This window comes from Bradyrhizobium sp. S69 (assembly GCF_009766005.1).
In the GTDB taxonomy this organism is placed as follows: Bacteria; Pseudomonadota; Alphaproteobacteria; order Rhizobiales; family Xanthobacteraceae; genus Bradyrhizobium.
Genome location: NZ_LMUK01000041.1, coordinates 471,531 through 496,265, shown reverse-complemented (window position 1 = coordinate 496,265; position 24,735 = coordinate 471,531). Strand labels below are relative to the sequence as shown.

At 63.1% G+C, this 24,735-nt stretch carries 17 protein-coding genes and 1 pseudogene; 8 read left to right on the top strand and 10 right to left on the bottom strand.

Features of this window, described 5'->3' with window-relative positions; translation table 11 throughout:
• Positions 1–43: 43 nt before the first annotated feature.
• The 3 genes from sufB to GSQ88_RS35305 all read right to left on the bottom strand — a co-directional run bounded on the left by sufB (position 44) and on the right by GSQ88_RS35305 (position 3,121).
• Positions 44–1,522, bottom strand: coding sequence for a Fe-S cluster assembly protein SufB (sufB, locus tag GSQ88_RS19785; protein WP_159009391.1), 1,479 nt, complete (start codon positions 1,520–1,522; stop codon positions 44–46).
• A gap of 94 nt (positions 1,523–1,616) precedes the next feature.
• A complete protein-coding gene (locus GSQ88_RS19780; RefSeq protein ID WP_159009390.1) occupies positions 1,617–2,774 on the bottom strand; it encodes a cysteine desulfurase family protein in 1,158 nt (385 codons plus the stop codon).
• Positions 2,775–2,803: 29 nt separating this feature from the next.
• Positions 2,804–3,121: a hypothetical protein gene (locus tag GSQ88_RS35305; protein WP_210253855.1), complete on the bottom strand. Its 318-nt coding sequence runs from the start codon at positions 3,119–3,121 to the stop codon at positions 2,804–2,806.
• Between GSQ88_RS35305 and GSQ88_RS19775 the strand changes: the two genes are divergently transcribed.
• Positions 3,121–3,768, top strand: coding sequence for an alpha/beta hydrolase (locus tag GSQ88_RS19775; RefSeq protein WP_159009389.1), 648 nt, complete (start codon positions 3,121–3,123; stop codon positions 3,766–3,768). The genes GSQ88_RS35305 and GSQ88_RS19775 overlap by 1 nt on opposite strands.
• A gap of 10 nt (positions 3,769–3,778) precedes the next feature.
• Positions 3,779–4,291: a DUF1697 domain-containing protein gene (locus GSQ88_RS19770; RefSeq protein WP_159009388.1), complete on the top strand. Its 513-nt coding sequence runs from the start codon at positions 3,779–3,781 to the stop codon at positions 4,289–4,291.
• 19 nt (positions 4,292–4,310) lie between these two features.
• On the opposite strand, the gene GSQ88_RS19765 is transcribed toward GSQ88_RS19770, so the two are convergent.
• Positions 4,311–5,414 (bottom strand): anhydro-N-acetylmuramic acid kinase, encoded by a 1,104-nt coding sequence (locus GSQ88_RS19765; RefSeq protein WP_159009387.1) that lies wholly within the window; start codon positions 5,412–5,414, stop codon positions 4,311–4,313.
• 159 nt (positions 5,415–5,573) lie between these two features.
• On the opposite strand from GSQ88_RS19765, the gene tyrS reads away from it, so the two are divergent.
• The 3 genes from tyrS to GSQ88_RS19750 all read left to right on the top strand — a co-directional run bounded on the left by tyrS (position 5,574) and on the right by GSQ88_RS19750 (position 9,909).
• Positions 5,574–6,827: a tyrosine--tRNA ligase gene (tyrS, locus tag GSQ88_RS19760; RefSeq protein ID WP_159009386.1), complete on the top strand. Its 1,254-nt coding sequence runs from the start codon at positions 5,574–5,576 to the stop codon at positions 6,825–6,827.
• Between the two features lie 55 nt (positions 6,828–6,882).
• Positions 6,883–8,130 (top strand): MFS transporter, encoded by a 1,248-nt coding sequence (locus GSQ88_RS19755; RefSeq protein WP_159009385.1) that lies wholly within the window; start codon positions 6,883–6,885, stop codon positions 8,128–8,130.
• Between the two features lie 84 nt (positions 8,131–8,214).
• Positions 8,215–9,909 (top strand): methyl-accepting chemotaxis protein, encoded by a 1,695-nt coding sequence (locus GSQ88_RS19750; protein ID WP_159009384.1) that lies wholly within the window; start codon positions 8,215–8,217, stop codon positions 9,907–9,909.
• 186 nt (positions 9,910–10,095) lie between these two features.
• Here GSQ88_RS19750 and GSQ88_RS19745 read toward each other — a convergent pair whose 3' ends face one another.
• Entirely contained in the window at positions 10,096–13,836 is a 3,741-nt protein-coding gene (locus GSQ88_RS19745) for a YhdP family protein (protein WP_159009383.1), read from the bottom strand.
• A 217-nt stretch (positions 13,837–14,053) separates the two neighbouring features.
• Between GSQ88_RS19745 and GSQ88_RS19740 the strand changes: the two genes are divergently transcribed.
• Both GSQ88_RS19740 and GSQ88_RS19735 read left to right on the top strand, forming a co-directional pair.
• The gene (locus tag GSQ88_RS19740; RefSeq protein ID WP_159009382.1) at positions 14,054–14,932 is read left to right on the top strand and encodes a peroxiredoxin family protein; all 879 of its coding nucleotides are present in this window, start codon (positions 14,054–14,056) and stop codon (positions 14,930–14,932) included.
• Between the two features lie 138 nt (positions 14,933–15,070).
• Positions 15,071–16,438: a M23 family metallopeptidase gene (locus GSQ88_RS19735; RefSeq protein WP_174248061.1), complete on the top strand. Its 1,368-nt coding sequence runs from the start codon at positions 15,071–15,073 to the stop codon at positions 16,436–16,438.
• Between the two features lie 206 nt (positions 16,439–16,644).
• Here GSQ88_RS19735 and GSQ88_RS19730 read toward each other — a convergent pair whose 3' ends face one another.
• Both GSQ88_RS19730 and GSQ88_RS19725 read right to left on the bottom strand, forming a co-directional pair.
• Positions 16,645–17,880: an ABC transporter substrate-binding protein gene (locus GSQ88_RS19730; RefSeq protein WP_159009380.1), complete on the bottom strand. Its 1,236-nt coding sequence runs from the start codon at positions 17,878–17,880 to the stop codon at positions 16,645–16,647.
• Positions 17,881–18,071: 191 nt separating this feature from the next.
• Positions 18,072–18,953 carry an AraC family transcriptional regulator gene (locus GSQ88_RS19725; protein WP_159009379.1) on the bottom strand — a complete coding sequence of 294 codons (882 nt, stop codon included), beginning with the start codon at positions 18,951–18,953 and terminating at the stop codon, positions 18,072–18,074.
• Positions 18,954–19,054: 101 nt separating this feature from the next.
• Between GSQ88_RS19725 and GSQ88_RS19720 the strand changes: the two are divergent.
• Positions 19,055–19,159: pseudogene (locus tag GSQ88_RS19720) on the top strand (IS5/IS1182 family transposase); the annotation flags it as partial.
• Here the strand turns inward: GSQ88_RS19720 and GSQ88_RS19715 are convergent.
• The 3 genes from GSQ88_RS19715 to prfB form a co-directional block, all read right to left on the bottom strand.
• Positions 19,156–22,332, bottom strand: a complete 3,177-nt coding sequence (locus GSQ88_RS19715) for a CHAT domain-containing tetratricopeptide repeat protein (RefSeq protein ID WP_159009378.1) — start codon at positions 22,330–22,332, stop codon at positions 19,156–19,158. The pseudogene GSQ88_RS19720 and the gene GSQ88_RS19715 overlap by 4 nt on opposite strands.
• A gap of 257 nt (positions 22,333–22,589) precedes the next feature.
• Positions 22,590–23,474 (bottom strand): NAD(P)-dependent oxidoreductase, encoded by an 885-nt coding sequence (locus tag GSQ88_RS19710; protein WP_159009377.1) that lies wholly within the window; start codon positions 23,472–23,474, stop codon positions 22,590–22,592.
• A 3-nt stretch (positions 23,475–23,477) separates the two neighbouring features.
• A protein-coding gene (gene prfB, locus GSQ88_RS19705) for a peptide chain release factor 2 (protein ID WP_159009376.1) occupies positions 23,478–24,609 on the bottom strand; the annotation gives its coding sequence in 2 pieces (ribosomal slippage) (positions 23,478–24,539 and positions 24,541–24,609; 1,131 coding nt in all).
• Positions 24,610–24,735: the final 126 nt, after the last annotated feature.

Below are 24,735 nucleotides of genomic sequence, written 5' to 3'. Positions count from 1 at the left end.
CCTTCGAGGCTTGCTTCGCAAGCACCTCAGGATGACGGCTTCACTATCCAACCGAACCTTCAAGACTGATCGAAATCAGCTTCTGCGCTTCCACCGCGAATTCCATCGGCAGTTGCTGCAGCACGTCTTTCACGAACCCGTTGACCACGAGGCCGACGGCTTCTTCCTGGCTGAGCCCGCGCTGCACGCAATAGAACAGCACGTCCTCGGAAATCTTCGAGGTGGTCGCTTCGTGCTCGAACAGCGCGGAAGAATTCTTGGCTTCCACATAGGGCACGGTGTGCGCGCCGCATTTGTCGCCGATCAGCAGCGAGTCGCAGGCGGTGAAGTTGCGCGCGCCGGTCGCCTTGCGATGGGCGGTGACCAGGCCGCGATAAGTGTTTTGCGAAACGCCGGCCGCAATGCCCTTGGAGATGATCCGGCTCGTGGTGTTCTTGCCGAGATGGATCATCTTGGTACCGGAATCGACCTGCTGGTGGCCGTTCGAAATCGCGATCGAATAGAACTCGCCGCGTGAATTGTCGCCGCGCAGGATGCAGCTGGGATATTTCCAGGTGATCGCCGAACCGGTCTCGACCTGGGTCCACGAGATCTTCGAATTGTTGCCGCGGCAATCGCCGCGCTTGGTGACGAAATTGTAGATGCCGCCCTTGCCTTCGGAATTGCCGGGATACCAGTTCTGCACCGTCGAATATTTGATCTCGGCGTCATCGTGCGTGACCAGTTCGACCACGGCGGCGTGCAACTGGTTTTCGTCACGCTGCGGCGCGGTGCAGCCTTCGAGGTAGCTGACATAAGCGCCCTTGTCGGCGATGATCAGCGTACGCTCGAACTGTCCGGTGTTGCGCTCGTTGATGCGGAAATAGGTCGACAGCTCCATCGGGCAGCGCACGCCCGGCGGCACGTAGACGAACGAGCCGTCAGAAAACACCGCCGAGTTCAAGGTCGCAAAATAATTGTCGGTGGTCGGCACCACGGTGCCGAGATACTTTTTCACCAGTTCCGGGTGCTCGCGGATCGCCTCGGAGATCGGCATGAAGATGACGCCGGCAGCTTTGAGTTCCTTCTGGAACGTGGTGGCAACCGAGACCGAATCGAACACGGCATCGACCGCGATCCGGCGCTCGCCTTCCGGCCGCACCACACCCTCGAGCATCTCCACCTCGCGCAGGGGAATGCCGAGCTTCTCATAAGTCTTGAGGATTTCCGGATCGACCTCGTCGAGCGAGCCGATCTCCTTCTTCTTCGGGGCGGAGTAGTAATACAGGTCCTGGTAATCGATCTTGGGATAATCGACCCGCGCCCATTTCGGCTCGGTCATGGTCAACCAGCGCCGATAGGCTTCCAGCCGCCACTCCAGCATCCAGGCCGGCTCGTTCTTTTTCGCGGAGATGAAACGGACCGTATCCTCCGACAGGCCCTTGGGGGCCTTGTCGGACTCGATCAACGTCTCAAACCCGTATCGATACTGATCGACGTCGATCCGCCTGACGCGGTCGACCGTCTCTTGTACAGCAGCCATTCCATCCTCCGCTCGCGGTTTCAAGGACCGCGGTGGATCAATTACGAGAGCTTCTTACGATGTTTTTCTGGCGAAATCACCTGCTTAGAATCGTTCAAGCTGTGTTTCGTCGCTCCCCTGTAAGTAGGGTACCGGAGAGCTTTCGCCAAGCCTCAAGGCAGCGATCAACCTCTGCGCTGGAGGTGGACCAGCCCAGACTGAGCCGCACCGCGCCCTGGGCGAGGTCGGCGCCAAAACCCATCGCTTCCAGGACATGCGAAGGCTGGACCTTGCCTGACGAGCAGGCGGAACCCGAAGATACCGCGATACCGGCCAGGTCGAAGCCGATCACGGCGGTTTCTGCCTTCAGGCTGGGAGCCGTGAACAATGTGGTATTGGGCAACCGTCTTATGGTGTCGGAGAAGACAATAATACCGGGCGACTGCCTTAAGCCTCGCTCTAGCCGATCCCGCAGGCTCTCCAGACGGCTGGCGTCCTCGCTAAAAGCGGCCATCGCGGCCTTGGCCGCCGCCGCAAAGCCGGCGATGCCCGCGACATTCTCGGTTCCTGCCCGTCGGCCCAGTTCCTGACCGCCGCCGCGCAGCAGCGGCTCGAGCCCTGACAAGCCGTCGGCGAGGATCACCGCGCCGACCCCCTTGGGGCCGCCGATCTTGTGCGCCGACACCGTCACCAGATCGGCGGCAAGCGCCCTGATATCGACCGGGATCTTGCCGAGCGCCTGGATCGCATCGACATGCAGCACGCCGCCGCAGGCGTGCACGCGTTCGGCGGCCTCGGCCACCGGTTGCAGCGCGCCGGTCTCGTTGTTGGCGAGCATGAGCGAAACCAGCGCCGGAGGACCGGCCGCAAGGCTCGCGGAAAGCTGGTCAAGGTCGAGCACGCCGGCGCGCGTGACGCCCACGGTGCCAATGGCGTCAGCCGGAAAACGCCCCCCGGCCAGCACTGACGCATGCTCGACGGCGGAAACCAATAACCGCTCGACCGCGGGTCCGGACGGCCGCCGCAGCCCCGGCGTCAGTGCCAAGGCGTTGGCCTCGGTGCCTCCGGAGGTAAAGACCACGTTGCGGGCGAGCCCACCGACCGCCTCGGCAATGGCGGCCCTCGCCTGCTCGACCAGCCTGCGGGCGTGACGGCCCTCGGCATGGACCGACGACGGATTGCCGTCCAGATCCCAAGCGGCCGCCATCGCCGCTTTGGCCTCGGGGCGAAGCGGCGTGGTCGCGTTCCAATCGAGATAGACCCTGTCAGACATCCAGTATTATATTACCGTAAGAGCAGATTTCAGCCGGCTTGCGGGCCGGTATGGGCCAAGTGATCGACCAAGTCGTCAGCCAAGTGATCCGCAGCCATCGCTGACATGGTGACAATTGGCGATCCAGCGCCGCCATGCAATCGCATTGCTAACGCGTTGAACGCGCTCGCGGGATGTTCAAGAAGCTTGCTTTTTGCCCCTCGCCTCATGTTAGAACGCGCCACCAGTTCACCCCGCGTTGCTTGCGCATCGCCAAGCGCCGCCTGATCACCCTTTCGCTGCGATATCCGTCTGAGCGCCAGATGGAGCCCGTGCAAAGCCGGTTGATTGCTGCCGAGGATCATCAATGCCTGAAGTTATTTTCACCGGTCCCGCAGGCCGCCTCGAAGGCCGTTATCATCCGGCCAAGCAGAAGAACGCGCCGATCGCGATGGTGCTGCACCCGCATCCGCAGTTTCACGGCACGATGAATCACCAGATCATCTACCAGTGTTATTACGCGTTCGCGCATCGCGGCTTTTCGGTGCTGCGCTTCAATTTCCGCGGCGTCGGCCGCAGCCAGGGATCGTTCGACCACGGCACCGGCGAATTGTCGGATGCGGCCTCCGCGCTCGACTGGGCGCAGACCATCAATCCGGAGGCGCGGGCCTGCTGGGTCGCCGGCTTCTCGTTCGGCGCCTGGATCGGCATGCAGCTTCTGATGCGCCGCCCCGAGGTCGAAGGTTTTATTTCGATCGCGCCGCCCGCCAACCTCTATGATTTCTCGTTCCTGGCGCCCTGCCCGTCCTCCGGGCTGATCGTGCACGGCGAGAAAGACGCGGTGGTGCCGCCCAAGGACGTCAACACCCTGGTCGAGAAACTCAAGACCCAGAAAGGCATCGTGATCGATCAGCAGATCATCCCGGGCGCCAATCACTTCTTCGACGGCAAATTGCAGCCGCTGATGGAAACGGTGACGGGCTATCTCGACATGCGGCTCGCCAACGTTCGCTGAGCCCGCCATCATGGCCGCCTTCATTGCCCTGTTACGCGCAGTGAATGTCGGCGGCACCGGCAAGCTGCCGATGAGCGATCTCAAGGCGATGTGCGAAGCTTCAGGGTTTTCCGGTGTTCGCACCTACATCGCCAGCGGCAATGTCGTGTTCACGAGCGGCAAATCCGAAGCGTCGGTGAAAAAGGCGCTCGAAGCCAAGCTTGCAGCTTACGCCGGCAAACCGGTCGGCGTCGTCGTACGCTCCGCCGCCGAGATGTACGCCGTTCTGGCGGGCAATCCATTTCCCAAGGCACCGGCCAACCGCGTCGTCGCGGTATTTCTCGATTCGGTGCCGCCGAAGGACACGATCGCGGCCGTGCGCGGCCGGAAGGATGAAGCGATCGCCCTGGGCAAGCGCGAGATCTACATCCACTACGGCAACGGCATGGCGAAATCGAAACTGGTGGTGCCCGCGGCAAAAACCGGCACCGCGCGCAACATGAATACGATCGCCACGCTCGCCAAGCTGGCCTCGGATTTGTAAGGCGCGGAGCTGTGCGGCGCTACGGCCGCGCGATGATGCCGCCGGTCATCGGGATCGGAACGCCCGTGGTCGCGGGATAGCTCAGCGGCAGGCCCTTCATGCCGCGCGCCGCCAGAAAACCAAACGCCTGCGCCTCGATCGCATCGCCCGACCAGCCGAGCGCGTCGGCGGCCTCGACGGTGGCAGGCGCCAGCCGCTCGCGCAGCATCCGCAGCATGGTGAGGTTGCGGGCGCCGCCGCCGGCCACGATCCAGCTTTGCGGCACCTTGGGCAGCAGCGGGACGATCCGGGCAATGGCCGCCACCGTCAACGCCGTCAGCGTGGCCGCGCCATCCGCCGGCGGTACGGCGCCGAGCCTCAGCTGGGCAAAGTCGTTGCGATCGAGCGATTTCGGCGGCGGCAGCGCGAAGAACGGAAGCTGCAGCGCGCGCTCGATCCAGGCCTGATCCGGCAAACCCTGCGCGGCCAGCCGGCCTTCGCGATCGAACGGCTGGCTCATGGCGCGGAGCATGAAATCGTCGAGCAGCGCATTGCCGGGGCCGGTGTCGCAGGCGATCAAATGATCGGCGCCATCGATATAGGTGATGTTGGAAACGCCGCCGATGTTGACCACGACGATCGGGCCTTCGCGCTCCAGCGACTGCGCCAGCGCGCGGTGATAGACTGGCACAAACGGCGCGCCCTGCCCGCCGGCGGCGACGTCGGCGGCGCGGAAATCATGCATCACCGGGATGTGGATCGCCTTGGCGAGCGCCGCCGCATCGCCGATCTGGACGGTCAATCCCCGCTCCGGCCGGTGCAGCACGGTCTGACCGTGAAAGCCGACGATATCGATCTCCTCGCAGCTAATGCGGTTCTGCGCGGTAAAGGCGGCCACGGCTTCGGCATGCGCGATGGTCACGGCGCGCTCGGCCTCGCCCAGGATGCCCGGCCGCGCATCGCGCTGCGGCAGGTGGACCGCCTCGGTCAAGGCCTGGCGCAGCAAGGTGCGCTCTTGGGGGGTATAGGCTCGGTAGCCGGTGGGGCCGAAACCCTTGATGCGTTTACCATCGGTTTCGATCATGGCGACATCGACCCCGTCGAGCGAGGTGCCGCTCATCAGACCGATTGCCGTCATCATCATCGCATCAGTGCCCTTTACGGCCCTCTTTTGACGCCCAGCTTGTGTCAAACCTGCACATCTTATAATGCCACAACAGGCTGGGCCGCGGCAGCCTTTCCGTTATGGTTCCACAATTGCCTGCAAATAATGTGAAATAAGAATGATCAGAGTCGCCGACAGATGACCGCATTTAAATCAGATTTCCTCAACACCCTACAGGAACGCGGCTTCGTCCACCAGTGTTCCGATTTCGACGGGCTCGATGCGCTCGCCGCGAAGGGCGAGGCTATCGCCTATGTCGGCTATGACTGCACCGCGCCGTCGCTGCACATCGGCAACTTCCTCTCCATGATGATGCTGTATTGGCTGCAGCAAAGCGGCAACAAGCCGATCACCTTGATGGGCGGCGGCACCACCATGGTCGGCGATCCCTCCGGCAAGGATGAATCGCGCGCGCTGCGCAGCGTCGCCGAAATCGAAGCCAACAAGGCCTCGATCCGCGGCGTGTTCGCCAAGGTGCTGCGTTACGGTTCCGGCGCCAGCGATGCCGTGATGCTGGACAACGCGGAGTGGCTGACCAAGCTGAACTGGATCGAAATGCTGCGCGACATCGGCCGGCACTTCTCGGTCAACCGCATGCTGACGATGGACTCGGTGCGCCTGCGTCTCGAACGCGAGCAGGAAATGAGCTTCATCGAATTCAACTACATGGTCTGCCAGGCCTACGACTTCGTCGAATTGTCGCGGCGCACCGGTTGCCGCCTGCAAATGGGCGGCTCCGATCAATGGGGCAATATCGTCAACGGCGTCGATCTCGGCCGCCGCATGGGCACGCCGCAATTGTTCGCGCTGACCACGCCGCTGCTGACGACCGCATCGGGCGACAAGATGGGCAAGACCGCCAAAGGCGCGGTCTGGCTCAACGCCGACCAGTTCAGCCCGTATGATTTCTGGCAGTACTGGCGCAACGTCGAAGACGCCGACGTCGTCAAGTTTCTCAAGCTGTTCACGATCCTGCCGATCAGCGAGATCGCCAAACTTGCCGCGCTGCAAGGTGGCGAAATCAACGAGGCCAAGAAGGTGCTGGCGACCGAAGCCACCGCGCTGCTGCACGGCCGCGAGGCGGCCGATGCGGCCTCCGAGACCGCGCGGCAGACCTTTGAGGAAGGCACGATCGCCGAAAGCCTGCCGACCATCGAGGTTCCGCGCGCCGAACTCGAAGCCGGCGCCGGCGTGCTCGGACTGTTCGTGAGAGCGGGCCTGGCCGGCTCGAATGGCGAGGCGCGGCGTCAGATCAAGGGCGGCGGCCTGCGCGTCAATGACGCTGTGGTCACCGACGAAAAGATGGCCCTCAAGCTCGTCGACCTCACGCCGGAAGGCGTGATCAAACTGTCGGTCGGCAAGAAGCGCCACGTCCTGCTCAAGCCTGCATAGGCGCATTCGCTTTTGACGGTTGCAGGGAGCGCCGGAAACGCGCTCCCTGCCCTCCATGAATCGAAATATACCGCCAGGGGAAACGCTCACACAACCGCTCAAGCCGAGCCGCGTGGCGCTTGCCGTGCTCGCTTTGTGCTTTGCGCTATCGGTGATCGGCCGCGGGCTCGGCGAGAGTTTTACGGTCTTCCTGAAACCCATTTCGGAGAATTTCGGCTGGGACCGCGCCCAGGTCGTCTCGGTCTACTCGCTGGCCGCACTCACCGGCGGATTGGCCTCGCCGCTGGTCGGCCGGCTGTTCGACCGCTCGGGGCCGCGCGTGGTTTACGCGCTTGGCATGCTGCTATTGGGCAGCGCCTTCCTGATCGCGGCCTATGCGCAGCAGCTGTGGCAGTTCCAGCTTTCGCTCGGCCTTTGCGTCGGGGTCGGCATCGCCTTTATCGGCAACGTGCCGAATTCGATCCTGCTCGGCCGCTGGTTCGGCCCGCGGCTGCCGACCGCGATGTCCGTGGTGTATTCGGCGACCGGCGCCGGCGTGCTGATCCTGCTGCCGGCATCGCAAGTCCTGATCGATCATTTCGGCTGGCGCGGCGCCTATCAGATTTTCGGCTGCGCCACGCTGGTGCTGCTGCTGCCGCTGGTGGCGCTGCCGTGGCGGCTGTTCTCCAGCGGTTCGCCAACTATCGTCAAGAATCCGGCGAACGACATTATCGACGAGGGCTGGACCTTGCTGAGCGCGATGCGGCATCACGCGTTCTGGGCGCTGTTCTCGACCTTCTTCTTCACCGCGATCGGGATGTATGCCGTTGCACCGCAGGTCGTCGCCTATCTGATCGATGCCGGGTTTCCGCCGTTGCAGGCCGCCACCGCCTGGGGTTTTTCCGGCGTCGTGCTGTTGTTCGGCATGCTCAGCGTCAGCTGGCTCGACGGCGTCATCGGCCGCAGGCCGTCGGTGCTGCTCAGCTATGCGATCTCCATCGTCGGGATCATTCTGCTCTGGCTGTTGCAATGGTACCCGACCTTTTGGATGCTGACCGGGTTCGTCATCTGCTTCGGCAGCATGATCGGCTCACGCGGTCCGCTGCTGGCCGCCACCGCCATGAAGATTTTTCGCGGCGAGCGGCTCGGGACCATCTACGGCACCATCACGATCGGCAGCGGCCTAGGTTCGGCGCTCGGCTCCTGGGGCGGCGGCCTGATCCACGACTGGACCCACAGCTATAATCCGCTGCTGCTGTTCGCGTTGATCGCGGTGATCCTGGGAATGATCCCGTTCCTGATGGTGCCCGCGCTGCGCAGCTAAAGAAACGCTCAACCTTAATCGACGTTCACGATTGGTAAGCAGGTTCCTGTTATCGCCTTTGGAAACCCTTTTTCAGAGGTCGACATGAACCTGCTTAGCCGATTCAAGATCCGCACCAAACTCGCAAGCATGGTTGCTCTCGCCGCCCTCACCGTTTGCGCCATCATCGCCGCGTCGGCCTCGCTCAGCGAAAGCCGCATGATGAACGACCGGATCGTTCAGATGCACACCGCGACCGATTTGCTGGTCGGCATGGCCCAGACGCTGCAGGACGAGGTCACGGCCGGAAAAATGACGCCGGACGAAGCCAAGGCCCAGTTTAGACAACGCGGCCGGCGGATGTCGTTCAACAATGGACAGGGCTATCCCGTCGTCTACAGCGCGGATACGTCGATCATGCTGAACGGCGCCAATCCGCAACTCGAGGGCAAAATCACCGGCGCGACCGATTCCAACGGCGTCGTGATCGCCGATGCCCAGATGGGAGCCGCCAGAAAGAGCCCCGAAGGCGGCACGGCGTCCTATCTCTATCCTCGGCCCGGCCAGACCGTGCCGGTTCGCAAGATGGTCTTTGTCCGCAGCTTTGCGCCCTGGAACGTGGTCATGAGCTATGGACTCTATGTCGATGATATCGATGCCGACGTGAATGCCTTGCTGTGGCGTCTGGGCGAGATCGGCGCCGGCCTGATGGTTCTGATGGGATTGCTGTCGTGGCTGATCGCGCGCGACGTGCTGGGCGCGCTCGACCGGCAGAAGAGCCGGATGCAGTCGATCGCCCATGGATCGCTCGACCAGGCGGTTGAGGAAACCGACCGCGGCGACGAGATCGGACGGATGGCGGAAACGCTCGAGGTGCTGCGGCAGACCGCGTTGACGGCGCGCGCGCTTGAATCCGAACAGGTCGCCTCGAAGCAGCACGCCGAGAAGGAAAAACGCGAGGCGCTGATCGCCCTCGCCGATCGGTTCGATACCTCGGTCGGCGCGCTGGTCGGACTGATGGCATCGGGATCGACCGAACTGGAATCCACCGCGAAATCGATGACCGGTACGGCGGAGCGCACCAACCAGCGCGCGTCGGTCGTCGCCTCCGCCGCCGACGAGGCCAGCACGCGCGTCCAGACGGTCGCCGCCGCCGCCGAAGAATTGTCGTCGTCGATCTCGGAAATCAGCCGTCAGGTCGCGCAATCGGCCGCGATCACCGGCCGCGCGGTCGAAACCGCCCGCCGCACCGATACCACCGTGCGGGCGCTGGCCGATGGCGCCAAGCAGATCGAGCACGTCGCCGAACTGATTTCGAGCATCGCCGGGCAGACCAACCTGCTGGCGTTGAATGCGACCATCGAAGCCGCCCGCGCCGGCGAGGCCGGCCGAGGCTTTGCCGTCGTCGCGGCTGAGGTGAAAAGCCTCGCCAGCCAGACCGCGGAGGCCACCAAGGAGATCGGCACCCGCATCGCCCAGATCCAGAGCGCGACCAAGGAGGCTGTCGAGGCCATCCAGGGCATCACCGCGACCATCGAGGAAGTCAGCACGATCGCGACCACGATCGGCTCGGCGATCGAGGAACAGGGCGCGGCCACCGCCGAGATCGCGCGCAATGTCACGCAGACCGCGCAAGCCACCCAGGACGTCACCACCAATATTGGCGGCGTCAGCGCCGCCGCCAACGAGACCGGCGGCGCCGCCGGCCTGGTGCTGACCGCGGCCTCCAACCTCTCCAAGCAGGCCGAGCAACTATCCGGCGAGGTCACCACGTTCCTGGCCGGCGTCCGGGCGGCTTAGGCGCGGCAAGCGGCCGTACGTAAGAATCGTAGGGGGGGCAAAGCGCACTCATCCGCCGTAGCTCAGCAAGCGAAGGCGCAAGCGTGCCCACCATTCAACGCAACGCGTTGATAAGAACGGTGGGCACGGCGCAAGCGCGCCTTTGCCCACCCTACGGTTTGCCGTTGCGGAACCAGCCGCATGCCGTCACTGGTTCGGCGCGCCGGGGAATTCGACCTGGTTGTTTTGCTTGCCGGTGTTGAATTCGAAGATTTTTCGGAACACGCCCGGCGCCATCGCCGAGATTGGGTTGACGCGCAGTTCCGGCGCGCCGGGGGTGCCGACCAGCTCATAGGTCACGCCGATCAGGCCTTCATTGCTGCCGCCGCCGAGGAACAGGCCGAGCACCGGCAGTTGGCCGAACATGTTGTTCAATCCGTACATCGGAACGAAGGTGCCGCTCATGCGCACCTGGTTTGCCGGGTAGTTGATGACGCCCTCGATCGTGCCGCCGATCATCGGGCCCTTGACCACACCTTCGCGGATCGTCCACTGGCCGTTTTGCCGGCTGAATTCGGCGCGCAACCGCGAGAACGCGACGCCACCCTGGAGGGCGCCATTCGGTCCGCCTCCGGCCACGCGATCGAGCGACGCCTCGCCCTTGATCGTGAAATCGCGCACATTGATCAGGCCCTCACTGGCCCGCGGTTCGCTGGTCGGCGGATCCATCGCCAGCGCGAGCTGGCCCCCGACCACCTTGGAATAGGTGTCGGTGAAGCGCAGGAAGGCACCGGCGTCACTGGTCTCGAGAAAGACCATTTCGCGGCCGCCCGGCGTGCGCGCCCGCATGTCCGCGGTCAGCGGCGTATCCCGTCCGAGCTTGCCGCTCAGCGTCAGGTTCTTGACCGTGCCGTTGCGGCGCGAAATCTTGACGTCGGCGCTGCGCAGCGCTTCGCCATCATAGCCGGCCACCGCGCCGAGCTTCAGGTCGATATCGAAATCCATGTTCTTGGTTTTGCTTTTGGCGTCGGCTTCCTTGCCCGACATCGCCGATTTGAGAAAGCCGCGGCCATCGAACACATCGCCGCGCATCGTCACCTTGTAGACGCCGTCGGGCCCGCGCTCGGCCTTCAGCGACGCCTTGTCGCCTTCCGACGGCGAATAGGTCGGGAAGTTGGCGTTCATCAGGTCGCCGTTCGGGTCGAGCTCCAGCGATCCCTTGATCGATACGCCGCCGCCATCGACGACGATATCTTCGAACCGGGTCGATTGCGGTTTCTGCAACACGTTGAACACGGCGTGCGTCGACTTGCCCGGCAATTTGACCCAGCCCGGCAGAATATTGTCCAGCTTCAACGCGGTCAGGTCGGCATCGATGCCGACGCGGCTGTCGGTTCCGATCTTGCCGCTGACCTTGACCGGGATGGCGCCGCTCACGGCGGAGCCGAGATCTATCCCGAGGCGGGCCCGGCTCGCGTCATCGAGCGTCGCTTGCAATTTGATGTCGGCATCGCCGTCGTTGGGCTTGCGGTAGTCCAGCGTGGCCGGCTGGCCATTGATCTTGACGTCGCCCTTGACCTGAAAGCCCTGGTTATTGGCCATGATTTTCAGGCTGTTGGCTTCGAGCTTCTGGTTCATCACCAGCCGGTCGGCGGCGAACCCGGTGAGATCGGCGGTGATGGCGTAGGTGGTGTCGGTCTTGGTGATTTCGCGCTTGATCGGCAGGCCCAGGGTGACCTGTGCCGAAGCCGTTCCCTTGCTCGAATTGGGATCGATCAAGGTGCCGGCAAATTCGCTGAGGCGGTCGGAGGCGAGAATCTCGGCCGCGGCGGGCACCGGGCCGTCGATGTGGAATCTCACTTTCGCCGGTGACGGCTTGGGCGCCATATCCGGCACCTCGAAGACAAAATCCGAAATGTTGAGCTTGCGGCCCGCCGGCGTATCGGCGGTTCCCTGCCCGATCGTGACGGTCGCGGTGCGGCCGGTGACATGGGCTTTCAAATCCGCATCATGCACCGACGGCAAATCATCCACCGGCCGCAATGTCACGCCGCTGGCGAAAATGTTGACCGAAAGGCCGTCATCCGGAATCGGCGGCCCTCGCCGCGACAGATTGTGAACCGGCGAGTTGACCCCAACTTCGATGCGCTGAAGCGAACCGCGCTCGACCCGGTCGATCACCCACTCGCGAACCTCCGGGACGATGAGGACCGGCCACATCCGTTTCAGGGCGGACGCCGACATCGGCGTTCCCGCAAAACCGAGCTGCAGCCGCGCCTCTCCCGAATAATCCAGGTTGCCGGTGCCGGCGACGCCGATCTCGCCGTTGCTGATGTCGGCTTGCGTGATCACCACGCGGCGCTTGTCGGTGTCGAAGCGCACCGCGATGGAGATGCGGTTAAAGATCAGCGGCGCTTCACCCTCGGCTCCCGGCAATACGATGGTGCCGCCGGAGAAGCCCAATTGCCAATCGGTGACATTGTCGTTTGGAGGCTCGAGATGGGCCAGCAGGGTGATCCGGTTCGCACCCGATATGATCTTGAAGGGCGCGACCAGCACGCGCCGCCCGGCATCCCATTCAAGGTTAACCTCCGCCGAATCGATCGCCATCGGATAATCGGGCGTGTCACCGTCGATGATGTGGCCGGCGCCGGATGTGACCTTGCCGCGGAAATAGGTCGGCAAGCCGTCACGCCCGAGTTCGCCTTTTAATTCGCCGGTCAGCAGCAGGTCGGCGCTGTAGGTCAAATCCTTCAGCCGCAGCGCCAACAGGATATTGCTGGTCGAGACCTTGTCGGCGCGGATATCGACCGACCGCACGCCGTTGGCGGGGGCGCCGACCGCGACCCGCAGCGACCAGGCATGGGCGCCCTCTTCGCCGACGCTCAGCGCCACCCCGCCGCCGCTCGGCCGGCGCAGACTGAGGGTGATGTTTTCAAAGTTCCATTTGTTGCCGCGCTGCTGATCGTCGACGGTCAGGTTGCCGTTCTTCAAACCGATTTCGTTGAGGTTCTGTCCGTCCAGTCCGGTCAGGCTCAAACTGTCGAGCCAGTCGAGCCCGGCCAGCAATCCGTTTGCCGCGGGAACTGTTGCCGCACCGCCGGATGGCGCCACCGACGGCGGCGGCGAGACCGCGGCCTGCGGCAACGATGCGGGAGCCCGCCCGGATTGATCCGGTTGCGCGGCTGGCGGCGGCACACCGAGTTGGCGCTTCGAGGTTACGCCGGTGGCCAGCGGCCGCGCGTTGTCCCCGGTCGAAACCGTCACATAGCCATCCGGGGTAATGCGCACCGCGAGCGTGGCATCGACCAGATTGAGGCTTTCGGCGCGAAGGCGCCCGGTCAACAGCGCCAGGCCAGATAATCGCACCTCGGCCTTCGGCGCGCTGGCGACGACGGCATGGTCGCGATCCCTGACGACGATGTCGCGGATTCGCACCGCGATGCGAATCCTGCCGGTGCGCTCGATCTGGGTGCCGCCGACCTCAACGGTGTTGTCGTGGCCGATATTTTCCTCGATCGCCGCGGCAAGCCACGGCGTCGCCATATCGAGATTGATCGGACCGGCGCCGAGCCGCCACCACAAGGCGCCGAAGCAGCCCGCGAAGATCACCAGCAGCGCCCCGATCACGATCGCAAGGCGCATCACCCAGCGTTCGCTCGCAAGCCATTGGCCAATGGCTCCCAGGCGGTCGCCAAACCGGTGATAGCCCGGGCTCGACCGCGCCAGCAGCCGCCGCGCGCGGTGGCCAGCCGCCTCGTCGTGGTCGTGATCCCAACCGGCGTCGTCCAACGGCGAAGGTTGGACGACAGCACGCGATTTGGACCCTTCGGACCCTTGGGGCGACGTGTTGCTTGCCATGGCCTCTCGGTGCCGGCGCTGATGGTAAGATTGATCACCGCCAAGGCCGCACTCGTCGCGTGGTAACGAGCTCTCCCGTGCCGGCATCGCTGCCAATCCCTCGATTGATACCGTTCCCCGTCATCCGGCCCAAGATTATTTCAAGGAGCATGTTCAACTGGCGGACGGGTGGTGCGTCGAATTCCTTGTAACCTTACTCCGGGGCCATCAGATTTGCCCAGCGGCGTACTCGATTCGAGCTTGCCAGGACATTGCCTGAGATAGCCTATTGATTGATCCGTCGAAAGCGACGAAAGGAAGGCGTATGTCCAAGAAAACGCGCAAGAAAACGCTTAAGAAATCCTCCAAGACCGCGGTGGGCAAGGCCGCCCGTGCGCGATCCGCAACGTCAACCAAAAAGCCTGCGGCGAAAAAGCGCGCGACGCCGGCAAAAAAATCGGCAGTGAAATCACCGCCCAAATCGACCCTCAAATCTATTCCTGCCAGCAGCAAACCGGCCGCCAAAGCCGCGGCCAAGACGACCGCGTCCAAACCTGCCGCGTCCAAACCTGCCGCGTCCAAGACGACCGCGTCCAAGACGACCGCGCCGAAAGTATCGCATCCGGTTCCATCGAAACCGTTAAAACCGCCGGCCCCCGCTGAAGTCAGCCCGCCGGCGACGCCCGAATCGAAGCCGACCGTCGCTACGAAGCCCGCCGTCGCACCGGTCGCCGGTCACGCCGCGCTGGCCGAAGGCAGCAAGGCGCCGGCGTTCCGGCTACCGCGCGACGGCGGTGAAACGGTCTCACTGGCCGATTTCGCGGGCCGCAAACTGGTGCTGTTTTTCTATCCCCGCGCCAACACGCCCGGCTGTACCAAGGAGGCCATCGACTTCACGCGGCTGGCCGGGGCATTCGCCGAAAGCCAGACCGCGGTGCTCGGCGTCTCGGCCGACCCGCTCAAAGCCCAAGAGTCCTTTCGTGACAAGCATGAGCTTGGCATTCCTCTTGTTTCAGATGAACAACATGGGATGCTTGAGGCTTATGGAGTCTGGGGTGAAAAATCCATGTATGGCAAGACCTTCCTTGGGGTTCTTCGTACAACGGTTTTAATTGGCGCGGACGGCCGGATCATCCGGATATGGCGCCATGTCAAGGTCGACGGCCATGCCGACGAGGTCCTGGCGGCGGCCAAGGGAACCTGATCCGGCGGCCTGATCCGGCAGCCTTGATCTGAAGGACTTGCGACGACATCGTTTCCTGAAAATTAACCATGAGAAGGTCAGATATCCCCCGTCAATTTGGCCGTACGGAACTCATTTCCGACCGGCGCGGGAGTGCCGATGTCGTACCGTTCCGGTCATCATGCCGAGTATCCCCAACATCATCCACGTGACCATGGCAGGACATCCTCCCGCCGCCCCGCGGCAGGCCATGCCTCCGCGGCAGCCTCCGGCGCGCAGGATGGTTATACGATCGTCCACGCCGGCAAGCAGGTCCGGTTTGGGCCAGTAGTGTTCTGGATCGTGGTCGGCACGGTCACCGTGCTTGGCATGTGGTCGGCGGCAACCGCGACCTATTTCGCGTTCCGCGACGACGTGCTGACGCGGTTGATCGCGCGCCAGGCGGAGATGCAATACGCCTACGAAGACCGGATCGCCGAGTTGCGCGCCAAGGTCGATCGTACCACCAGCCGCCAATTGCTGGACCAGGAGCAGTTCGACAAGAAGCTCGACCAGATCATGCGCCGGGAAGCGACCTTGGAAACCCGCGCCACGGCGCTCGGCGCCATGCCGGACGCCCTCGTCACCGGATCGATCAAGCCGACGTCGCCATCGCGCGGCGCGGCGCCCAGCGATGCGGCGTCCCAGGCGACGCCAAAACCCTCCCCGATCAGCGATACCGTGATTTTCGTGGCGCCGCCGGATCGTGAAGCGCGGCTCGAATCGCGCGCGCCGGTCGTCGCCGCGCCAACCACCCAGTTCGCCAAAGCCGGCGGCGTCGACAACGTGCTGGTCCGCCTGCAGACCTCGCTCGATCAGGTCGAGAGCCGGCAGATCGCGGCGCTGACCTCGGTCGAAGACGGCATGGAATCGCGGGTACGCCGGATGCGCGGCGTGTTCTCGGATCTCGGTCTCGACATGGCGCAATTGGAGGCCGCAACCCCGCGCGCCGGCATGGGGGGCCCCTTCATTCCGGTGAAACTTCCGGGCGATGCCGGCCCGTTCGAGCGCCAGCTCACCCGGATCAACATCACGCGCGCCCAGGTCGATCGGCTCAACCGGGTGCTAGCGCTGGTGCCCTATCGCAAACCGGTGGTCGGCGAAGTCGAATTCACATCCGGTTTCGGTGTCCGCAGCGATCCGTTCCTCGGCCGCCCGGCGATGCATACCGGGCTCGATTTCCGGGCCGCGACCGGCGATCCTGTGCGCGCCACCGCCAACGGCAAGGTCGCTTCCGCGGGCTGGGCCGGCGGCTATGGCCGCATGGTGGAGATCGATCACGGCAACGGCCTGTCGACCCGCTACGGCCATCTGTCGGAGATCGGCGTCAAGGTCGGCGAGCCCATCAAGATCGGACAGGTGATCGGCGCGGTCGGGTCAACCGGCCGATCGACCGGTCCGCATTTGCATTATGAAACCCGGATCGATGGCGAAGCGGTCGATCCGCAGAAGTTCCTACGCGCCGGCGTCCGCCTCAGCGCGGGCTGAAGCCGCCTAGTGGATCGATTCCATGGAACCACCCGGTTCGTACTTCTGGGCCTCATCCTGAGGAGCGCGCACTCGCGCGCGTCTCGAAGGATGGCCGCAAGCACCGAGCTGAACATCATCCTTCGAGACGCGGCGAAGACGCCGCTCCTCAGGATGAGGTCGGGCATACTTGATATGATTCAAACTTCGGAAACGATGTTCTAGCTCTAATTGCCGATCTGGTGCCCGACTTCGCCGGTGATCACATCGCCGAACAATTGCCAGGCCTCGCCGTTGAACCTCATCAACTGCATCTGTTCGATCGGAAAGAAATCGTCCGGTGAGGTGTTCACCATGATGCCCGGCAGCATCAGGTCGGAGTGGAAGTTCTTCAAGTTGGCGGCCTGCTTCATCACGTTCTCGCGCGTGAGATCGTCGCCGCACTGCCTCAGCACCTGCACCATGGCTTCGGCTTCGACGTAGCCATAGAGGTTGTTGGCATTGGCCTTGTCGCCGTCGGGATAATATTTGTCCATGAACTGGCGCCACTTCATCACCGCGGGATCGTCGTTCCAGGTGGGATCGGTCGGGTCCTTCAGATACGCCGTCGAGATGATGTCCTTGGAATATTGCAGGCCCGCCGGCTTGAGCACCGAAGCCACCGAGGTCGCCGTGTTGGCGAGGAAGAATTTCGGCTTCCAGCCGAGTTCGCCCACCTTGCGGATCGCCTGCGCCGATCCCTTCGGGGCAGCCCAGGAGAAGAAGATATCGGCGCCGGAATCGTGCAACGCCACGATCTGCGAATCGACCGAGGGATCGCTGACTTCGTAGGATTTGTCGGCGATGATCATGTTGGCCTTGTCGCCGAGACCGTCCTTCAAGCCTTTGAACTGATCCTTGCCGGCATCGTCGGCCTGCCAGAACACCGCGATCTTGCTGTCCGGAAAGTGATCCCGGATGTATTTGGCGTAGATCCGCCCTTCGCTCTGGTAGTTGGGCTGAAAGCCCATGGTCCAGGGGAAGTTTTTGGGATCGCCGAACTTGGTGCCGCCGGAAGCCACGAAGAGCTGCGGCACTTTCTTGGCGTTCATGTATTTCATGATCGCCGAGTTCGATGGCGTGCCGAGCGACTGAAAGATCAGCAGGACCTCATCGCTCTCCACCAGTTTGCGGGCCTGCTCGATCGCCTTCGGCGGACTATAGGCGTCATCGTAGCTGATAAAATCGATCTTGCGGCCGTTGATGCCGCCCTCCGCATTGATCATCCTGAAGAAGGCTTCTTCGGTCTTGCCGATCACGCCATAGGACGAGGCGGGCCCGCTATAGGGCATGATATTGCCGATCCTGATTTCGGTATCGCTGGCGCCCGGACCGTATTTCTTCTGGGCGCTGGATGGCGTCGCGACCATGGCCGCAACGCCGAACGCCATCAAGGCAACAAGGCTCTGGAACCGAACCGGCATCGTTCTCTCCCGACTGGCGTTTTATTCTGACCAGGTCTGTTATTTTGACCAAGTGTCGCAAGTCGGGCGCAGGCATGCAAGCAGCGCCTTGTACTAGGCCGTGAACCCATAAATCGGGAGCGACCGAGAGAGGTGGACAGCAGCCTGACCGCTTCTTGCGATCGGAAGGGACAGGCCGCCGTCAGAAGGCGCTATTTCAGCGGCAGAAAAAGTTCCGCGACCGTCTCATGCTCCGGCACCTCCGGGAAGAATCTCAGCCGCTGGCAATAGATCGGGAAGTCGCGTGCTTCCTCGCCGCTGGCCGGAAGCCAGTGGCGATAAAGATATAGCGCGGCGGGCTCCAGATTGTCGGTGTTGCCGACGACGCGCAGCACCGCGCAGCGTCCGCCAGGGATCTCGCCGGCTTTGATCTGCTCGCCGTTCGCCTCGATCGGTTGGTCGGTCCCGACACAAAGGTCCACGCTATAATCGGCAGGCGACGCCGGACGTCGCTCGGAACGCCAGACATTGAAGGTCGGACTTGTCTTGGGGTGCAGACCAGCGGCCGTGCGCCACGCGATGAACCGCTGGATGGTGGCGCCGAGCGTCGCCGGGTCGCCCCGATGCTGCATGATCGCCACCGGCGTGGGAGGCACGTCGCGGATCGCCACGTCGTCAGTGGTAAAAGTCTTCTGCATGAGCTTGCTCCTCGCGTTGTCGAGAGGCCCGAAGGCCGCAAGCCACGGCTCCCAGTCGGGAGACTTCCGGAACGACGAAGGCGATTGCCCGAACCGTTGCCGAAAGGCGCGGGCGAAGGCATCCGGTGCGTCGTAACCGGCATCCATCGCTATGTCTGTGACGCTTTGAGCGCCCATGTAGGCCAGCCGGTGCGAAGCGCGCTTCATACGGGCAAGCTGGACATAGCGATGCACGGACAACCCGAAGGTCGCCGTAAACTGCCGGTGGAAATGAAACTTCGAGAAGGCCGCAATACCGCTCACCGTTTCCAGGTCCAGATCACTGTCAAGATGCCGGTCAATATGGTCCAGCACCCGCCGCATCCGGGCCTGATAGTTTTGAAGCGCCGCCTTCATCTTCCCTTCCTCCGTGGCGGCACCAGTTAGTCGCTGATAGCCGTAACGTGCTCGACCGATCTTGCGGTTTTGGGGCGGATCAACCGGAACCTCCCCGAAACCGCACGGTCGCTACTCGCTACGACAAGCTCGCCGCCAACTTCCTCGCCATGCTCCAGCGCGCCTCAATGCGGCTGTGGCTGCGCGCTTATGAATCTACCGCCTAGTCTGCCGCCCCCTCGCCCACGATTTCGAAGGGCCCCCAGAAGGCGGGATAAGCCGCATTCCGGCTGGAATTGTCGTTGAGGTAAGCGAGCATGGCGCGACGCAAGGCTTCGGCGCGGCCGATGGTCGGATCGGCTGCCAGAATGCCAAAGGTCGAAGTTGTCAGACGTGTCGCCGCATCGGAGTCGACCGACCAGTGCGTCACCAGAAGCGCTCGCGCTCCGGCATAGAAAAACGCGCGCGCCAGTCCTGATAGCGCCTCGGCGCCGGGTTTGCCGCCGGCGACCGTGTTGCAGGCGGACAGCACCACCCAATCGGCATTGAGCCTCAGCCTGGCGACCTCGCTTGCGGTAAGCAATCCGTCATCGAAATCGGACGGGTGCGCGGGGATCGAAAGCACGAGCGATGGTTCGGCCACCCCCTTGATATCGCCGGCAACCAGTCCATGCGTTGCAAAATAGACGATGCGGTAATCGGCGAGCGTCGCCTTTTTGACGGTCGTTTCACTGGCGTCGCGGCCAAGATGAATGTCGCTCTCGGGTGCGTTGAGCTTTTGTGCGACGGTCCTCAACTCGACGGCGGTATCCGGCAATTGCGGTAACGACCGGCTCAACGCCGAACGATCAACGCCTGCACCTTGCCAAAAGTCGGTGTAGGATCGTGTGACAAGACTGCGTGGGCCATGTTGGTTGGGAGTTGCCGGTCTATCCGGAGTGGTCGCGTTCGGATCGAAGGCGGGGTCGCCAAATCCGATCATCGGCTTGACGTTTGTATTGCTCTTGTTGGCGAAGGTGCGCAGTGCCTGCAGACTCGCGACCGACGGCAAGACCGATACGGCCTGGCGCTTGATCAACCAGGCGGCATCGCGATAGCCGTCCAGATTGTCCGGCTTCGAGGCATTTGGTTTTTCCGTGAGCAGAAGATGAAACGGCAACGCCGTCAGCACGCCTGACGGTACGATCATCAGCATCTTCTTGCCCTTGATCAGTTCATCGACCGGGCCCAACAGCGCGCTGTAGAGTTGATGCGACGCATCAAGGTCAAACAGCTCGGGCTTGCCCGACGGGGTGGTCGAATTCAGGCTATCGACGTCCAGTCCGCGCCGAAACGCGGTGACTTTTTCCGTCAACGCTTTGCCGGTAAGCGGGATGACCTTCCAGTCGAAGCTGTCGTGCGTCAGCGCGAACACGTAGCTTTCGTCGGCGCCGGTCAGGAAGAACGCCATGGCCTCGTCGGCTCGCAAAAGCTGCTGCACCTCTTCGATTCTGAGCGGCTTCGGATTGGCCAACGCGGCGTAGTCCGGAAACTTCTGGGCGAGTTGCGCCTCGTTCGCGGCGATTGCGGCCTCGGTATCCGCCATCTGCTTGCGGGCGGCATCCGTCGCGCTCTGGTCTTGCTGGTTTTGTGGCTTGGACTCGGCCTCAATCAGCGCCTTGTTCTGGTTTTGCCATGCCACGCTAAGATCTTGCCGCTGCCGTACCAACGCGCCGAGCGCGCCGTCGCCGGCAAACCGCGCCGCCATTTGCTGCAATCCGAGCGCCGCTGCCGATTGGTTCGCCCATTGCGCGGCTTCAAACGCCTCATGACCGAGCGTGGCAGCCGGCTCGATATTATCGTGGGACGCGACGGCGAGCGTTCCAACCTGGACACGGAAAAAATCCGCGCGCTGCGCGATCGAGCCGAGGCCGGAGGCTTGATCGCCGGCTGCGGAGGCGCTCGCATTATGTGCAATGACGGCCGCGGTGGCCTTGCGGGCATAGGCCAGCGCCTGAGCCTCGTTGCCGCCGGGACCGCTATAAAGCACGCAAAGATTCATCAGGATCTGAGCGACATCAGGGTGATCCGGGCCGAGTGTCTTTAGCTTGATGGCAAGCGCGCGCTGATAGCTTGCATCGGCCGGCGCAACCTTGCCTTCGCTCTGCAAGACCATGCCAAGCCCGAACAGGCTCGCCGCAACATCCGGATGCTCGCCGCCAAATGCTTTTTCCCGAATCTCGAGCGCATGGCGAAGCCTGGGCTCGGCTTCAACGGGCTTGCCTTCGGCCTCATAGACCATTCCGAGGTTCTGCGAGAACTGGGCCACGTTCGGGGAGTCTGCGCCTGCGGCTTTCTCCCAGATCGACAACGCCCGCTGATAAAGGCCCTCTGCCTCGGCGTATTTGCCCTCGGCAACGTACAGGCCGGCGAAGTTATTGATGGTAGCGCCAGTCTCGGGATGGGTTGCGCCGAGCACCTTCTGTTCGGTCGCGAGCACGCGTTGATAGAGCGCTTCCGATTGCTGGTATTTGCCTTCGGTCTGGTACAGTTCGGCTAAGTTCCGAAGACCGAGCATAAGCGAGGGATTTTCAGGGCCGAGCGTCTTTTCCCAAATCGCAAGGGCTTGCTGGTACAGCGCCTCGGCATCCGCGTCCTTGGCCTCGGCGCGGTAAACCTCGGCGAGGTTATTGAGCGTCGAGCCCACCAGCGGATGGCCCGCGCCAAGCGTCTTCTGTTGAATGGCGAGCGTGCGCCTGAAGGCGTCTTCGGCTTGCGCGTAGTGTCCTTCCGCCAGATAAACGATGGCGATGTTGCCCAGGGTTTCCGCCAACACGGGATTGTCGGGCCCGGCGAGCTTTTCGCGGATCGTGAGCGAGCGTTGATAGAGTTCTTCGGCCTGGCCAAGTCTGTTCTCGGCCTCGTATAACGCGGCGAGGTCGTTCATGGCTGCCGCCACATTCAGATTTTCTTCGCCGAGCACCTTCTTCTCGAGCGCGAGCGCGCGCTGATAAAGGTCCTCCGCGGGAGCATACTTGCCTTCCAGCTTGTAGATGTTGGCGAGATTGACCTCGCTCTCCGCGATCGTGGGATCCGCCGGGTTCAAGACTTTCTGCCGGATCGCAAGTCCGCGCTGCGCGGCGGCCTCGGCGTCAGCGTATTTGCCTTGAGCCGCATAGATACGCAGCAACTGATTGAGCGCGATAACGTAGTTCGGGTGATTGATACCGAACTGCGCCTTGATGCCGGCTTCGAGCTTGCGGGCTTCGGTCAGGGCCGCGTCGTAGTTACCCTTGTCAACATATTGATTGGTGCGCTTGAGGATGGCGTCGAGGTCTTCCGCCGCACCCGCAAGGCCGAACCCGAAGCTTGTTACCAGTCCGACCGCAACCGCAATATCCCGCCATTTTCCAAATATCATTATTATCGCTTCTCTTTAATGGTGTTGGGCTCCGTGCCCTAATCCAGGCGAACGACCGGCCACGCGTGAAGGAACTTGCGCGGCTCACGCATGATAATCAGGTGAAGCGCCCAAAATGTATGACGCGGATCACGTTTCACGACAGAGAGCAGCGCAATATACGGACGCTGCGGAAAGAAAATCACGGGCTTCAGGGGTGCGCGTCATCCAAACGAATGAGATCAGCACGGCTACCGCTCAGCGTGCTCGCGAGCGCCCTAGGTTGCGCTGCCTTTGCCGCGCGACACGATCTCGATCAATTTGCCTTCGTCATCATCCGGCGCGTAGGCTTTGGCGCGGTCGTAGGCCTCGACGGCGGCGCGTCCCATGATCGGGGCGGCGGACAACAGGCTCTCGGCCAACGCCACCGCGTAGGCCGCATCCTTGTGCCGGAGTGCCGCGGTGAAGGTGGCGCCGGAGAAATCGCGCGCCACCATGCGTTTGGAATGACGGATCACCTGCGGACTGGCGGCGACCCCGGTCTCCAAAGCCTCCAGCACCAGTTTCATGTCGAGGCCGGCCTGCTCGGCAATGGCAAGGCCCTCCGCGACGCCGGCGATCTGGATCGCGCCCATCAGATTGTTGATCAGCTTGTAGACGGTGCCGGAGCCAACGGCGCCGAAATGGCGGATCGTGCTGGAGAGTGGCGCCAGATACGGCCGCGCCAGCTCGAGGTCGGCTGCGTCCGCGCCGACCAGCAAGGTCAATTTTCCCGCAGCCGCCGCATCCGGCAAGCCGGTCACGGGGCTGTCGATATAAACCAGCCCGCGGTGACGCAGCTCGCGCGAAACATCGAGCGCATGCTGATAGGACACTGTGGAGCATTCGATCGCGAGCGTGCCGGCCTTCATGGCTGCCGCCGCGCCATCCCTGGAAAGCCACACCGCGCGCGACGCCTGGTCGTCGGCCACCATGGTCACGACGGCATCGGCATCATCAGCGGCGTCTTCCGGCGAAGTCGCCCAGCGCGCGCCGCGCGCGATCAGGTCTTCGGCTTTCGTCCGGCTGCGATTCCAGACCGACAGCGTAAAGCCCGCGTCGAGGTAGCGGGCGGCCATGCCATGGCCCATGCGTCCCAACCCGATGAAGGCAACGCGTGTCATGGACTAATCCACATCCTCGACCGCGCCGGGCGTGGTGCCGAAGGCGCGCTGCGCCAAGGTCGCCGCCATGAATTCATCGAGGTCGCCGTCGAGCACGCCCGAGGTGTCGGAGGTCTGCACGCCGGTGCGAAGGTCCTTCACCATCTGATAAGGCTGCAACACGTAGGAGCGGATCTGGTGACCCCAGCCGATATCGGTTTTGGCGGCCTGGTCGGCGGCGGCCTGCGCTTCGCGCTTCTTCAATTCGATTTCGTACAACCGCGCGCGCAGCATGTCCCAGGCTTGCGCCTTGTTCTTGTGTTGCGAACGGCCGGCCTGACAGACCACCGCCACGCCGGTCGGGATATGCGTCAAGCGCACCGCGGATTCGGTCTTGTTGACGTGCTGGCCGCCGGCGCCGCCCGAGCGCATGGTGTCGACCCGAACGTCGGACTCGGCGATATCGATCTTGATGCTGTTGTCGACTACCGGAAAGATCGCGACGCTGGAGAACGAGGTGTGCCGGCGCGCATTGGAATCGAACGGTGAAATCCGCACCAGCCGGTGCACGCCGCCTTCGGTCTTCAACCAGCCATAGGCGTTGTGACCGGAGATCTGGATGGTGGCGGATTTGATGCCGGCTTCCTCGCCTTGCGTCTCTTCGAGATATTCGATCTTGAAGCCGTGCTTCTCAGCCCAGCGCGTATACATGCGCAGCAGCATCGAGGCCCAATCCTGGCTCTCGGTACCGCCGGCGCCGGCGTGCACTTCGAGATAGGAATCGAACCGGTCGGCCTCACCGCTGAGCAAGGCTTCGAGTTCGCGGCGCGCGACTTCCTTCTTGAGGGCCGTCAGCGCGGCCTCGGCCTCGGCCACGACGCCTTGATCGTTCTCGGCCTCGCCGAGCTCGATCATGCCGATATTGTCTTCGAGCTCGCGCTCGACCTTGCCGATGCCGCCAAGCGAATCCTCCAGCGAGGTCCGCTCCTGCATCAGCTTCTGCGCCTTCTGCGGATCGTTCCAGAGGTTGGGATCCTCTGCGAGCTTGTTCAGCTCGGCAAGCCGCGCCGTGGAAGCATCGACGTCAAAGATGCCTCCTCAGCAGCCCGACAGACTGCTTGATCTCTTCAACAAGGCGTTCGATTTCGGCGCGCATGGTTTCTCGATCCGCGGCGTGAGGCCGCCATTGAAATGCTCGGAAGGATGTAGCGACGGGCGGCGCAAAGCGCAATCCGCTAAAGCCCCGTTCCGATAGAATCGGAACGGGGCTTTAGTCTTTTGT

Coding starts and splice junctions, on each gene's coding strand:
- sufB (WP_159009391.1), bottom strand. CDS start 1,522: ATGGCTGCTGTACAAGAGACGGTCGACCGCGTCAGGCGGATCGACGTC.
- GSQ88_RS19780 (WP_159009390.1), bottom strand. CDS start 2,774: ATGTCTGACAGGGTCTATCTCGATTGGAACGCGACCACGCCGCTTCGC.
- GSQ88_RS19775 (WP_159009389.1), top strand. CDS start 3,121: ATGCCTGAAGTTATTTTCACCGGTCCCGCAGGCCGCCTCGAAGGCCGT.
- GSQ88_RS19770 (WP_159009388.1), top strand. CDS start 3,779: ATGGCCGCCTTCATTGCCCTGTTACGCGCAGTGAATGTCGGCGGCACC.
- GSQ88_RS19765 (WP_159009387.1), bottom strand. CDS start 5,414: ATGATGATGACGGCAATCGGTCTGATGAGCGGCACCTCGCTCGACGGG.
- tyrS (WP_159009386.1), top strand. CDS start 5,574: ATGACCGCATTTAAATCAGATTTCCTCAACACCCTACAGGAACGCGGC.
- GSQ88_RS19755 (WP_159009385.1), top strand. CDS start 6,883: ATGAATCGAAATATACCGCCAGGGGAAACGCTCACACAACCGCTCAAG.
- GSQ88_RS19750 (WP_159009384.1), top strand. CDS start 8,215: ATGAACCTGCTTAGCCGATTCAAGATCCGCACCAAACTCGCAAGCATG.
- GSQ88_RS19745 (WP_159009383.1), bottom strand. CDS start 13,836: ATGCCGGCACGGGAGAGCTCGTTACCACGCGACGAGTGCGGCCTTGGC.
- GSQ88_RS19740 (WP_159009382.1), top strand. CDS start 14,054: ATGTCCAAGAAAACGCGCAAGAAAACGCTTAAGAAATCCTCCAAGACC.
- GSQ88_RS19735 (WP_174248061.1), top strand. CDS start 15,071: ATGTCGTACCGTTCCGGTCATCATGCCGAGTATCCCCAACATCATCCA.
- GSQ88_RS19730 (WP_159009380.1), bottom strand. CDS start 17,880: ATGCCGGTTCGGTTCCAGAGCCTTGTTGCCTTGATGGCGTTCGGCGTT.
- GSQ88_RS19725 (WP_159009379.1), bottom strand. CDS start 18,953: ATGAAGGCGGCGCTTCAAAACTATCAGGCCCGGATGCGGCGGGTGCTG.
- GSQ88_RS19715 (WP_159009378.1), bottom strand. CDS start 22,332: ATGATATTTGGAAAATGGCGGGATATTGCGGTTGCGGTCGGACTGGTA.
- GSQ88_RS19710 (WP_159009377.1), bottom strand. CDS start 23,474: ATGACACGCGTTGCCTTCATCGGGTTGGGACGCATGGGCCATGGCATG.